Source organism: Halorubellus litoreus (genome assembly GCF_037081675.1).
In the GTDB taxonomy this organism is placed as follows: Archaea; Halobacteriota; Halobacteria; order Halobacteriales; family Natrialbaceae; genus Halorubellus; species Halorubellus litoreus.
On sequence record NZ_JAZAQL010000001.1, the window covers coordinates 236,845 to 249,221 of the forward strand.

The window sequence follows — 12,377 nt, forward strand, 5'->3', positions numbered from 1 at the left end:
GATGCTCAGCTCCTCGCTCGCGTACGGACTGCTGGCGATGGTGACGTGGGGCGTCTGGTCGGTGATTGCGGAGATGGCGACCGACCACGTGTCGCCGGAGGTGGCGATGGTGGTGTCGTACGGGACGGGTGCGGCAATCGCGTTCGGGTACGTGCTGTCGCGCCCGGCCTCGATGGAGTTCTCGACGCGCGGGATCGGTATCGCGGCGGTCGCCGGCGTGTTCGCGGGCGTCGGCGCGGTCGCGTTCTACGTCGGTCTGGACCGCGGGAGTACGAGCGTCGTGACGACGGTTTCGGCGCTCTACTTCGTGGTCGCGGCGGTCATCGCGGTGCTCTTCCTGAACGAGTCCGCGTCGCTGCGGACGGTCGCCGGTATCGCGACCGCGGGCGTCGCGGTCTGGTTACTCGCCGGCTAACTCGGTGACTGCGGCGGCCTCGACGGTGGTAGCGGGGAGTCAGCGGTCCGCTTTCGCGAGCTGGAGTTCGACGCGCGTCCCGGCGTCGCCGGTGTCGACGGTGACGTGTCCGCCGCCGGTGCTCGTGATCCAGTTCACGAGCCAGACGCCGAGGCCGCTCCCGTGTTCGAGCGGGGATTCCTCCGCGCCTTCGAGCACGCGTCGGTCCTGCTCGGGGATGCCGTCGCCGTCGTCGACGACCGTGACGGACACGAACGCGTCCCGCTCCTCGACCGTGACGCTTGTGACGTCGCCGCCGTGCTCGATGGCGTTCGCGAGGAGTTCGTGAACGGCGAACTCGAGCTCCCCGCCGACGTTCACCACGGCGGACCCCTCGACCGACAGTATCGCCGGGTCGAGTTCGGCGCGCGCCACGGCACCCCGGACGGCGGTCGCAGCGTCCGCGTCCGTGATACCGTCGCGGTTCCGAGCGGCTCGTCGGAGTCGCGCCGACTTCTCGCCGAGCGCGACGAGGTCGGCGCTCGTCTCCTTGATGACGTCGACGTGCCGCTCGACCGAGGGGTCGAGGGCGGCATCTGCGAGTGCGTCCCCGTGCCCGGTGAGGACGGTCGCGGCGTTCCTGACGTTGTGCCTGAGCACGCGGTTCAGGACGGAGAGCAATCGATCGCGCTGGTATTGGCGAGTGACGTCGCGCGCCGCGCCCTCGAGCCCGCGGACGTCGCCGTCGACGACCACCGGGACGAGGTTCACTTCGATGTGACGGCGGCGCTGGTCGGTGGCGACGACCGTCAGTTGAAGTTCGGAGACGCGGTCCCCGTCGCGAGCGCGAGCGAACGCGTCGAACGCTCGGTCGCCGTCCTCGTCCGCGATGACGGTGGAGAACGGTTCGCCGACGAGCTCCGCGGGCTCGTACCCGAGGACGGCTTCGACGGTCCCGGACACCGACTCGAACACGCCGTCGGCGTCGACGCGGAACACGATGTCGAACGCGGCCTCGGTGACGTTCCGGAGGCGGCGTTCGGTTCGTTCGAGCGCTTCGATGCGTTCGCGTTCGTCGCTGACGTCCCGGAAGACGGCGACGACGAGCGTCCGGCCGTCGACTGTGACGGTGTCGGCGCGGAGGGCGACCGGGACGGTCTCTCCGCGTCGCGTCCGGAACTCGAGGCCGTCGAGCGCGTCGAACCGCGGCTCGCCGACGGCGTCGCGGTCGTCGAGGACGCCGTCGACCTGCGTCGTGAGGTCCGCGGGGTCGCCGGGGTGGAGTTCCGTGACGTGGACGCCGCGGAGCGTCTCGGGCGCGTACCCGAGGACGTCGGCGGCGGCCTGGTTGACGTCCACGACCGTCTGCGTCTGGCGGTCGACGACGAACATCGCGTCCGGTGCGAGCTCGACGAGCCGGTTCGCGACGGGTGCGGCGTCCACGAGTTCGCTCGCTGCCTGCGGGACGCCGGGCCTGTGGTCGAACGGGTCGTCCGCGGCCGGAACCGGGGCCGTGGTCCGGCCGCCGTCAGCTGTCGTGCCGGCATCCTCGCTGCTTCCTGCGTCACCTCGCGCCGCGGCCGCGTCCTCGTCTTCCGGGAGTGACGCCGCGTCGACGAGCGCGTCCGCGAGCGCTTCGGGGGTCTCGTCGACGGTCGCCGCTGGGAGGTACGCGTCGACGCCGCGGGCGACCGCGTCGGTCGCCACGCGCTGGTTCGGGTCGGTCGGCACGAGGACGACCGGGACGTCGGGGCGAACGTCGCGGACCGTCGAGAGCCGGTCGACGGCGTCGACGGTTCCGTCGTCGTCGCCGAGGACGACGCAGTCCACGCCGAGGGCCGCGTCGCGGTCGACGCCGTCGGCGTCGCGGGTACGAACCGTGACGCCGGTTGCCGGGAGCGCGTCGCGAACGGCGGTCGTCGCGCTCGCGGGTAATCCGGCCGCGAGCACGACCGCAGAGCGCCCGACCTTCGTCATTCACCCGTGCTAACCGCTACGTTCGTATCAAAGCACCGCCGACGCAGTCAGCCGCGTTCGAGCCCACGAACGAGCCGTTCGCTGCGTTCTCGCTCGTCCCGGTCGGTCGCTGGCGGTCGCGTTCGCGGCTACGCGTCGCTGGGGTCCTCGACCTCGCCGCTCTCGGGGTACACGCCGACCTGGTCGCAGACGTCGGCGAGCGGGCACGCGTCCGGGTCGTCGAGACACGCGGGCTTGCGCGCCGAACAGTACTCGCGACCGAACTGGATGGTCGCCGTATGGCCGAACCCGCACTTCTCGGCGGGCACGTCGCGTTCCAGGACCTCGCGGACGCCCTCGTGGTCCGCGTCCGGTGGCGCGATACCCATGCGTCGATAGATGCGGTGGACGTGCGTGTCGACGGGGAACACGCCGCCCTGACCGCCCGCGAACAGGAGCACGCAGTCCGCGGTCTTCGGGCCGACGCCCTTCACCTCCAGTAGCGTATCGCGGACCTCGCCCGGGTCGCCGTCGCGGACGAACGCGTCGAACTCCGCGGTCGACCCGAAGGACTCGAGCACCCACGCGGCGGCGCGATGGATGCTCTCGGCCTTCTGGTTGTAGAGGCCAGCCGCGGAGATGGTCTCCGCGAGCTCGTCGTGCGGCGCCGCATCCAGGTGGGTGGCTAACCCCTCGACCGGCCCGTACCGCTCCACGAGCGCGTCGTGCGCGGGCTGGCTCGCGACGTCGCTCGTGTTCTGACTGAGGATGGTGCGGACGAGGCACTCGAAGCCGTCCTGGCCGCCGTAGGCCTTCTGCCAGTACAGCTCGCCGAGTCGGTCGACGACCGCTTCGGCGCGCGTCCCCGCCGTCTCCGGGTCGAACGACGCCTCGACGCCGCCGCCCGCGCTCCCGCCGGAGATGTTCACGTCCGGTTCCGCGTCGTCGTCGCTCATGCCCGGGCGTTACCGTGGGAGCGGCAAGTACGGTTCGCTCGACGAGGCGAGCGCGACGCGGGCCGCGCGTCGGTCCAAGCGGTTACGGTCCCGGGGCGAGTCGGCGCTCCCATGAGCGAGTCGGCAGACGACCGGAGTGCGACCGCGGATCGCGACGACGACCCGCCGGACATGGGCGACCTCTACGACGAACTCGAGGAGCTCGCGGACGTCGTCGACGACCCCGCGGAGCGCGAGCGCGTCGCCGCGGCGATGCGGACCGCCGCCGCGGTCGAACCCGTCGGCGTGTTCGGGCGCGTCGTCAGCGGCTTCGACCGCGGGGACGCCGCCGAAGCGCTGCTCGGGAGCGCGCTGTTCGGCATCCCGATGCTCGTCGAGGGCGGCACGAGCGAGGTCGGCGGGTTCCTCACGACGCACCCCTACTCGGTGGCGGGGACGTACGCGTTCACCGTCGCCGCGGTCGTCGGCATCCTCTACGTGAGCGACATCCAGGACGTCCGCGTCACCCATCGCCTGCTCGGTATCGTGCCGCGGCGGCTCGCGGGCGTCCTCGGCATCTCGCTCGCGTTCGCCGTCGTCTCGATGACCGCGTGGGGGCGCGTGGACTGGGGGACGCCGGTCGTCGCCGTCGCCGCGGTATCGGTCGCGTGGGTTCCCATGGCCATCGGCGCGGCGCTCGGCGACATCCTCCCCGGGACGTGACGCCGAACGCGCGCGAAGTCCTCAGGCGACCAGGGTCACTGCGTGACCTCGAGGACGACGCGAACGTCGGCGCCGTCGGCGAGCGCGTCCACGACCTCGCGGTCGACGGACTCGGCGGCGCCGTCGGCGTCGAGCATGATGGTGCGGTCGTCGACGTGCGTCGACGTCCGGCCGACCATGCTCCGGTCGTCGGTGAGCGCGAGGTCCGGGTGGCCGCGACCCTCGAACGTCGCAGTCAGGTCCGCTACCTCGAGGGTCATCGTGACGGTCGCAGCGGCGTCCTGAACGGCGTCGCGGAACGAGTCGGAGAAGTCGGCCGGAGAGCGGTCGGCGTCGACCGCGAGAATGCAGTCGCCCGCGGGCGTGAGCCAGTCGTCTGTCGTCACCTCGAACGTGCTCGCGTGCTCGGCGGTGACGTGCTCGTGGCCGGTGGCGTGCACGACCTCCCGGTGCGTGCTCGTCGCGTCGTCGGTCATGCCAGCCGGTACCCCGCCAGTGCACTTATCGCCCGCGGACTGCGGCCGCCAGCGGTCGCGGGGGACGGTCGTTCGCGTCGGCGGACTGGGCTCGTTAGCTCTCGCGGACGACGGTCACGGTGACGGTCCCGCACTCGCACTCGTAGAGGCGGCGTTCGCCGTCACCGAGGTCCATCGCCAGCCCGAACGCGGCCTCGTCCAGGTCCGCGTCACAGCCCTCGCACGTCGCGGTCAGTTCTTCCAGCATGGAATCGGCTACGCGCCACACCCACTTGACGGTGAGCCGTACGCGGAGTGAAAGTGAAACGGGGTGATGGACACAACGCCTATGGGTTCGGGCCGCGCCACTTTCACCGAATGAGCGGTGAGTGGCGCGCCGGCGTGGTCGAGGAAACGTCCGGAGCGGGGCCGCCGTCGGTCGCGTCCTGGGAGCCAGTGACCGTTCCCGGACGCCCCGAGCGGTTCGCTGGCGCGGACGCGGTCGCGTACCGCAAGCGCTTCCCGGACCCGCGTCGCGCGCAAAGCCAGCGTGCGGTCCTCGACTGCCGGGGCCTCTACGGCGACGCGACCGTGTACCTCAACGGCGACGTCCTCGGGACGCACGACGCGTACTTCGCCCCTGCTCGCTTCGAGTTCGAGCCCGCCGACGAGAACGACCTCGTCGTCGTCTGTCGACGCCCGACCGACGGGTACGCCGGCGCGTACGCGTCCGACGTCGTCCCCGACGAACTCTCGGTGCCGGGCATCTGGTGGGGCGTCCACCTTCGACTGCGGCCGCAGGCGTACCTCGCGGACGTCGCGGTGAACGCGCGCCGTCCCGACGCCGACCGCGGCGTCGTCGACGTCGCCGTCACTGTCGACGCCGGCGAACCGGTGGACGACACCGTCACGGTGTCCGTTCGCCCCGAGAACTTCCGCGGGAGCGGCGGCTCCATGGAGCGAGTTCCCGTCGAAGCGGACGCGCGCGAGCGCGTGACCGTCACGCACTCCGTCGACGTCCGCGACCCGGCGTCGTGGTGGCCCGCGGACCGCGGCGACCCGAACCGGTACACGGTCCGCGCGCGCTTCGCCGACCACGAACGCACCGTCTCGACGGGGTTCCGGACGGTCGCGTACGACCGCGACGACGGCCTGCGCGTGAACGGCGAACGCGTCCGCGCTCGCGGCGTGAACGTCCTCCCGACGACGGAACCCGAGGCGGACCTGGAGCGCGCTCGCGACCTGAACGCCACGCTCGTCCGCGTTCACGGCCACGTCCTCCCGTCGTCGTTCTACGACGCCGCGGACGACGCCGGCGTGTTCGTCGCCCAGGACCTCCCGCTCTCCGGGCCCGACCCCGACGGCGGCCGGTCCGTGGAGCGCGGGCGGACGCTCGCCCGTCGACTCGCCGCCCACGTCGACCACCACCCGAGCGTCGCGTGCTACGGCGTCCACGACGACCCCGTGGAGCCGTTCGCCGAACGCGTCGGGACGGGTCGCACCAGCCGGTACCGGATCCGGACGCGCGCCGCGCGAACGACCGTCGACCGAGCGCTCGCCGACGCCGTCGCCGACGCGCTCCCACCGGACGCCGTCACGTTCCCCGTCTGCGGTCCGCTCGGCTCGCAGCCCGACGCCGCCCACCTCTACCCGGGGTGGCGGTACGGGCGCGCTGCCGACGTCGACTGGCTCACGGACACGTATCCCGCGGCCGCGAAAGTCGTCACCGAGTTCGGCGCCGGGTCGCTCACTGCCGCGGGCGGCGGCACGGACGCACCGGTCGGCCTGGACAGGGACGTCCACGACGCAGTGCTCTCGGACGTGGACGCCGGCACCTGGGGCGACCTGACCGCGAGCGACCGTGGCGACGGCGCGAGCCCCGACAGCGCCGCAAGCGACGGTGGCGGGGTCGTCGCCGGCAACGACGTCGTCGCTCGCTCCCAGGGCACGCAGGCGCGGGTGCTCTCGCGGGTCGCGAGCGGGTTCCGCCGGCACGGGAGCGACGTGCTCGCGGCGTTCTGTCTCAGGGACGTCGACGCCGGCGGCGGGATGGGCGTGTACGCGGTCGACGGCAGCGAGAAACCCGCCGCGAGCGCACTCGGCGACGCACTCGCCCCCGTCCAGGCGTTCCTCGCCGCCGACCCGCCTGGCACCGTCCCGGTCGCGCTCGTGAACGACGCCCCCGCAGCCGTCTCTGGGACGCTCACCGTCGAAACGGCCGACGTCGACGCCACGTTCCAGGTGGAGGCGCCAGCGCTCGGCACCGCCACCGCCGGCACCGTCGAGGTCCCCGCCACCGCCGACGTCGTCGACCTCGCGTTCGAGACGCCGGCCGGCGAGGTCACCCGAACCATCCATTTATAAACACGAACGGCAGGTATGCGAACCGTTGACGCCCGTCGTGGGGGCGCCCTCGTCCGATTTCGCCGACTCAGCGGACCGGCAGATTTAAATTACATGATGCGGTATGTACTGGTACCAGAACGCCGCCGGGTGTTCCGGTAGCATCGCTCGCAGACCAGAATGACACGGAATCTTATCGCAGTCGCGTCAACCAAGGTCTCGAGCACACGCTATCCCCCCGGCGCGGGACGGAATAGAGGGTTGACTAACCCATGGTAGATTCGATAGACACATCCAAGAACGTAGAGCTTACCGAGGACGACCTCGAGAACAAGAGCAAGGGCCAACTCATCAAACTCGCCGGCCAGCTGCGAGACCGACGCAACGATCTCAACCAGATGGCGAGCGAGCGCGCGTCCTCCCGCGACGACCTGAACGCGGAGACGCGCGAGAAGGTCGACGAAGCCCAAGAGCACCGCGAGAAGCGCGACGAACTCAACGAGCTCGTTCAGGAGCACAAGGAGAAGCGTAACGAGCTCAACGCGGACGCGAACGAGCTTTTCGACAAGGTCGAGCGGATGAAGTCCGACATGGACCTCGACGACGGCAAGGACCTCGAGAAGCTCGAGTCCGAGATCGAGGACCTGGAGTTCAAGCAGCAGACCGAGGTTCTCTCCAGCGAGGAGGAGAAGGAGCTCATCGAGAAGATCGAGTCCAAGCGCGAGGAGTACGCCGAGCGCCAGGAGAAGATGGGCGACAACGAGGACCTCGACGAGCTCGTCGAGGAAGCGGAGGAGGTTCGCTCAGAAGCCTCGAAGCACCACCAGAAGGTGACCGAGCTCGCTGACAAGGCCCAAGAGCACCACAATCAGATGATCGAGGCCTACCGCGAGGCCGACGACATCCGCGACGAGGCCGACGAGATGCACGAGAAGTTCGTGCAGGCTCAGGAGGCGGCGGACCGCCACCACGAGGACTTCGTGCGCGTCCAGAAGCGCCTCCGCGAACTGGACAAGCAGGAGGAGGAAGAGGAGCAGGCCGAGCGCGAGAAGAAGAAGGAAGAGGTTCAGGAGGAAGCCGAGGAGATCTACGAGCGCTTCAAGGACGGCGAGACGCTCGACACCGAGGACCTCATGAAGCTGCAGAAGGCCGGACGCCTCTAAGCGCGGTTCTCTATCCCGTTCTATTGCAGTCGACTGCCGGCGAGCGACGGCGTCGGCGGGCTGGACGGTATCGACGGCGAGGTGCGGTGTGACTCGGTCGGTGGCGGTCGTTTTTTGCGTGGTCGTTCGTAGGGTAGGGTATGGTAGACGCTCGCGGACTCGCTCGGTTGGGTATCGTGTTGGTGGCGGCGGCCGTCGGCGTGGTCGCTGGCTGGTTCCTGTTCGTCGAATGGGGCCCGGACCCGCTCCGAGTAGTGCTCTTGCTCGCGACCGCGGGACTCGTCGTCTACATCGGGGGGAACGTCGCGGGGAACCTCCTCCCCGAGTACAACGTCGCGGAGGTCGAGGTCTCGGGTCCGATAACGCGCGACGGCGGCGGCGGTCGACTCCCGTCGTCGCCGACGTCACCGGGCGCGGACGAGCTCGTCGACCAGATCGAGCGCGCAGACCGTGATTCGAACGTCGACGCGCTCCTCGTGAAACTCAACACGCCCGGCGGCGCCGTCGTCCCGAGCGACGACATCCGGAACGCCGCCATGGCGTTCGACGGCCCCACGGTCGCGTACACGAACGACGTCTGCGCGAGCGGCGGGTACTGGATCGCGTCCGGATGCGACGAACTCTGGGCGCGCGAATCCAGTATCGTCGGCAGCATCGGCGTCATCATGGCGCAACCGAACGCCACCGCGCTCGCCGAGAAGGTCGGCGTCGACGTCGAGTACCTGACCGCCGGCGAGTTCAAGGACGCCGGCCGGCCGTTCACCGAGTTCACCGACGACGCCCGCGAGTACTACCAGTCACTCATCGACGACCAGTACGACTCGTTCGTCGACCGCGTCGCCGACGGCCGCGACCTCGACCCCGACACCATCCGCGACACCGAAGCCCGCGTCTTCCTCGGCGCCGACGCCAACGAGCGCGGGTTCGTCGACCACCTCGGCGACCGCGACGACGTCGAAGAAGCACTCGAGACCGAACTCCTCGAACCAGTCACCGTCCGCGAGTTCACCCCACAGCGCGGCCTCGGCGACCGCCTCCGCGGCGGCGCCGCCACCGTCGCGTACGCCGCCGGCGCCGGCGTCGCCAGCGTCCTCCACGACGACGACACCATCGAACTCGAACTCCGATAACGAACTCGAAATCCGCTACCGGACACCATCGAAACGCCAACCTGGCAGCCGCCGTATGCTCGTTGTGTCGGTTCTTGCACGGCAGATTTATACGGCCGCTCCTGTTCGATTACGCCAGTGGCTACGCTGGTCGTGTGCGTGGACCGCGCGGACGACATCGGCCGGAAGACCGGGTTGGAGACGCCGGTCGTCGGCTGGGAGGCCGTGCGGTCGCTCGTGACGGACGTCGGACTCGCGGACCCGGAGGACTCGAGCGTGAACTCGCTCCTCGAGACGCTCCGGGTCGCCCGTGACCTCCGCGACGACGACGAGGAGGCGGTCGTCGCGGTCGTGTCGGGCGCGAGCGACAGCGTCGTCGGCGCCGACCGCGCCGTCGCACTCCAGCTCGACGACCTCATCGCGGAGTACGACCTCGACCGCGCCGTCGTCGTCATCGACAGCGCCGAAGACGAACGCCTCGTCCCCGTCGTCGAAAGCCGGTTGAACGTCGACAGCGTCGACCGCGTCGTCGTCCGCCAAGCGCGAGACATCGAGTCGACGTACTACCTCCTCAAGCAGTTCCTCGCCGACGAGGAACTCCGCCAGACCATCCTCGTCCCCGTCGGGCTCGCGTTCGTCGCGTTCCCCGTACTCGCGCTCATGTACAGTCCCGCGATCGGCGCGGCGACCATCACCGCCGTCATCGGAACCTTCCTCCTCTACAAGGGCTTCAGTATCGACGACGTCCTCACCGACGCCGCCAGCCAGACCCGGGACGCCCTGTACTCGGGGAACGTCTCCGTCGTCACGTACGCCGTCGCCGTCGGCCTCACGTTCGTCGGTATCTTCGTCGGCGCGCTCGCCGCCAGCGAGTTACAGAACGTCGAAGGCGTCGTCGTCCCAGCGATGCGGTTCGCGTACGAAGCCGTCCCGTGGCTGACGACCGCCGGCGTCACCGCGAGCGTCGGCCGTATCCTCGACGAAGCCCTCACCGACGACCGCACGCTCTCCTCATCTAGCTTGAACATCCCGTTCGTGCTCACGTCCGTCGCGCTCGTCGTCCGCGGATTCAGCGGGTACTTCCTCGAACGCGCCGGCATCTTCAGTAACTTCGAGGTCGGCCCGCTCGAACTCGGCGCGCTCACCGTGGAGGCGTTCACGCTCGGCACCGGCGAGCGCCTCGCCGTGTTCGTCGTCGCCGCCGTCCTCCTCGCCATCGCCGGCGTCCAGGTCGCGGCGTTCCTCACCGAACCAACCATCGACGAAGAGGGGATGGACGAGGACGGCGACGAACTCGAGACCGGGTCCTAGCGCGCCCGACGAGCGGAGTGGTCGACGGCAGTCCGCGAAACCGCGGGAGGTTTGTGCGCGGCCCACCACCGTCTCGGTATGACAGCCGACGGCTCGTGGGTGAGCTTGTTCTCGGGCGGGAAGGACTCCTCGTGGGCGCTCTACCAGGCGCTCGAACGCGACCTCGACGTCTCTCGGCTCGTGACCGTGCACCCCGAGAACGACTCGTACATGTACCACGTTCCCGCGACCCACCTCACCGGCCTCGCCGCCGAAAGCATCGGTATCGAACTCGTGGACGTCCACCCCGCGGACTTCGAAGCCGAGACCGCGACCGACTCCGGCGCGCAAGGCGACGCGGAACTCGAACCGCTCGAAGCCGCGCTCGAAGAACTCGACGCAGCCCTCCCCGGCGGCATCGCCGGCGTCACCGCGGGCGCCGTCGAGAGCGAATACCAGACGAGCCGCATCGAAGCGATGTGCGACCGCCTCGACTGCGAGCTCTTCGCCCCCCTCTGGCAGGAAGACCCCCGCGAACTCGGTGACGCGATGCTCGACGCCGGCTTCGAAATCGTCATCCTCCAAGTCGCCGCCGACGGCCTCGACGAATCCTGGCTCGGCCGCACCCTCGACCACGACGCACTCGACGACCTCGAAGCACTCCACGACGAATACGGCGTCCACATCCTCGGCGAAGGCGGCGAATTCGAGACGTTCGTCGTCGACGGCCCACACATGAACCACCGCATCGACCTCGAATACGACACCGTCTGGGAAGGCACACGCGGCCACGTCGAGATAACGAACACAGAACTCGAATAGGAACGCCGGCCACGTCCCCCCTCACAGGCAAAGACGTCGTTCGACGCAGAAACGACCGCCTGGCGGCCGCCGTATGCTGGGTGAGTCAGACGACGGAAACGGCGGCCTGGCGGCCGCGGTATGCTCGTGCGACCAGTTACTCCCCGTTAGAGATCTGCGTGTGTGCCCCGATGAGTGCGCCGGCGAGGTCGAGGTCGTCGAGGTGCGTGTGCTCGTCGATGATGGAGTTCCGGAGGTCGCACGCGGTGATGGTGGCGTCCGAGAAGACGACGGAGTGGTCGAGGTGGCTGTCGACGACGGTCGCGTCTCCCATGACGTGGACGTTCTCGCCGAGCGTCGTGTTCTTCAGGGTCGCGGTCTCCGAGATGTGGTTGTCGCCGTTCAGATGCCAGGCGACCGCTTCGAGGTACGATTCGGGCGTGCCGATGTCGAACCACGCGCCGTCGAACGTGAACGCGTACGTGTCCTCGCGATCCTGCAGCCACTGCACGAACCACCCGGGCTCGTCGGGGTTGTTGTCGCCGGACAGGTACGTCTCGAGGAGGCCGACGGTCTCCGCGGTGAACGCGTAGCACGCGATGGAGACGAGCGTGCTGTTCGGGTCCTCGGGTTTCTCCTGGAAGTCGACGACCTGGTCGCCGTCGAGTTCGACGAGCCCGTAGGACTTCGCGCGTTCCTTCGACCCGACGTCGTACGCGGCGAGCGACGGCGCGTCCTTCGCCTCGAAGAAGTCGATGAACTCGGAGATGTCGAAACTGATGAGGTTGTCGCCGGCGACGACGACGAGGTCGTCGTCGACGCCTTCGCGGTCGACGAGCTGGGCGAGCGCGCCGATGACGCCGAACTTCTCGTCCTCGCCGGTCGTATCCTCGACGGAGAGCACTGGCTTCTCGAACTCGCTCTCGGCGAGGTACGTCTCGAAGTCGCCCGCGAACCGTTCGTTCGTGGAGACGTAGACGTCCGTGATGCGGTCGTCCTCCTCGAGTTCCGCGAAGATCTGGTCGATGACCGTCGAGTCACCGACCGGGAGGAACATCTTCGGTCGGTGTTTCGTGATCGGCCACATGCGAGTGGCGTAACCACCCGCGAGCACGACTGCTTGCATACCCCCGAGTTCTCCGTCCCCTTTCAAGACCTTTGTCCTTCCCTCTCGGTCGATTGGCATGTAGCGGCGCCATATGCCGTCC

12 protein-coding genes are annotated in these 12,377 nt (G+C 69.3%); 7 read left to right on the top strand and 5 right to left on the bottom strand.

Annotation, left to right across the window (positions count from 1 at the left end; translation table 11 throughout):
• The first annotated feature begins 1 nt into the window (after position 1).
• The gene (locus tag VYJ16_RS01240; RefSeq protein ID WP_336348506.1) at positions 2-415 is read left to right on the top strand and encodes an EamA family transporter; all 414 of its coding nucleotides are present in this window, start codon (positions 2-4) and stop codon (positions 413-415) included.
• Between the two features lie 39 nt (positions 416-454).
• On the opposite strand, the gene VYJ16_RS01245 is transcribed toward VYJ16_RS01240, so the two are convergent.
• Complete coding sequence (locus VYJ16_RS01245) at positions 455-2,371, bottom strand: PAS domain-containing protein (protein ID WP_336348507.1); 1,917 nt, start codon at positions 2,369-2,371, stop codon at positions 455-457.
• 128 nt (positions 2,372-2,499) lie between these two features.
• Positions 2,500-3,306 carry an endonuclease III domain-containing protein gene (locus VYJ16_RS01250; protein WP_336348508.1) on the bottom strand — a complete coding sequence of 269 codons (807 nt, stop codon included), beginning with the start codon at positions 3,304-3,306 and terminating at the stop codon, positions 2,500-2,502.
• A 111-nt stretch (positions 3,307-3,417) separates the two neighbouring features.
• Here VYJ16_RS01250 and VYJ16_RS01255 point away from each other — a divergent pair, with 111 nt between their 5' ends.
• Positions 3,418-4,008, top strand: a complete 591-nt coding sequence (locus tag VYJ16_RS01255) for a DUF2391 family protein (protein WP_336348509.1) — start codon at positions 3,418-3,420, stop codon at positions 4,006-4,008.
• Positions 4,009-4,043: 35 nt separating this feature from the next.
• Here VYJ16_RS01255 and VYJ16_RS01260 read toward each other — a convergent pair whose 3' ends face one another.
• A complete protein-coding gene (locus tag VYJ16_RS01260; protein ID WP_336348510.1) occupies positions 4,044-4,484 on the bottom strand; it encodes a DUF371 domain-containing protein in 441 nt (146 codons plus the stop codon).
• Between the two features lie 94 nt (positions 4,485-4,578).
• Positions 4,579-4,731 carry a hypothetical protein gene (locus VYJ16_RS01265; protein WP_336348511.1) on the bottom strand — a complete coding sequence of 51 codons (153 nt, stop codon included), beginning with the start codon at positions 4,729-4,731 and terminating at the stop codon, positions 4,579-4,581.
• A 110-nt stretch (positions 4,732-4,841) separates the two neighbouring features.
• Between VYJ16_RS01265 and VYJ16_RS01270 the strand changes: the two genes are divergently transcribed.
• The 5 genes from VYJ16_RS01270 to VYJ16_RS01290 all read left to right on the top strand — a co-directional run bounded on the left by VYJ16_RS01270 (position 4,842) and on the right by VYJ16_RS01290 (position 11,190).
• Entirely contained in the window at positions 4,842-6,827 is a 1,986-nt protein-coding gene (locus VYJ16_RS01270; protein WP_336348512.1) for a glycoside hydrolase family 2 protein, read from the top strand.
• Between the two features lie 251 nt (positions 6,828-7,078).
• Positions 7,079-7,969, top strand: a complete 891-nt coding sequence (locus VYJ16_RS01275; RefSeq protein WP_336348513.1) for a coiled-coil protein — start codon at positions 7,079-7,081, stop codon at positions 7,967-7,969.
• 140 nt (positions 7,970-8,109) lie between these two features.
• The gene (sppA, locus tag VYJ16_RS01280) at positions 8,110-9,099 is read left to right on the top strand and encodes a signal peptide peptidase SppA (RefSeq protein WP_336348514.1); all 990 of its coding nucleotides are present in this window, start codon (positions 8,110-8,112) and stop codon (positions 9,097-9,099) included.
• Positions 9,100-9,216: 117 nt separating this feature from the next.
• A complete protein-coding gene (locus VYJ16_RS01285; protein WP_336348515.1) occupies positions 9,217-10,389 on the top strand; it encodes a DUF373 family protein in 1,173 nt (390 codons plus the stop codon).
• Between the two features lie 78 nt (positions 10,390-10,467).
• Positions 10,468-11,190: a diphthine--ammonia ligase gene (locus VYJ16_RS01290; RefSeq protein ID WP_336348516.1), complete on the top strand. Its 723-nt coding sequence runs from the start codon at positions 10,468-10,470 to the stop codon at positions 11,188-11,190.
• 136 nt (positions 11,191-11,326) lie between these two features.
• Here VYJ16_RS01290 and VYJ16_RS01295 read toward each other — a convergent pair whose 3' ends face one another.
• The gene (locus tag VYJ16_RS01295; protein ID WP_336348517.1) at positions 11,327-12,295 is read right to left on the bottom strand and encodes a nucleotidyltransferase family protein; all 969 of its coding nucleotides are present in this window, start codon (positions 12,293-12,295) and stop codon (positions 11,327-11,329) included.
• Between the last annotated feature and the right edge of the window lie 82 nt (positions 12,296-12,377).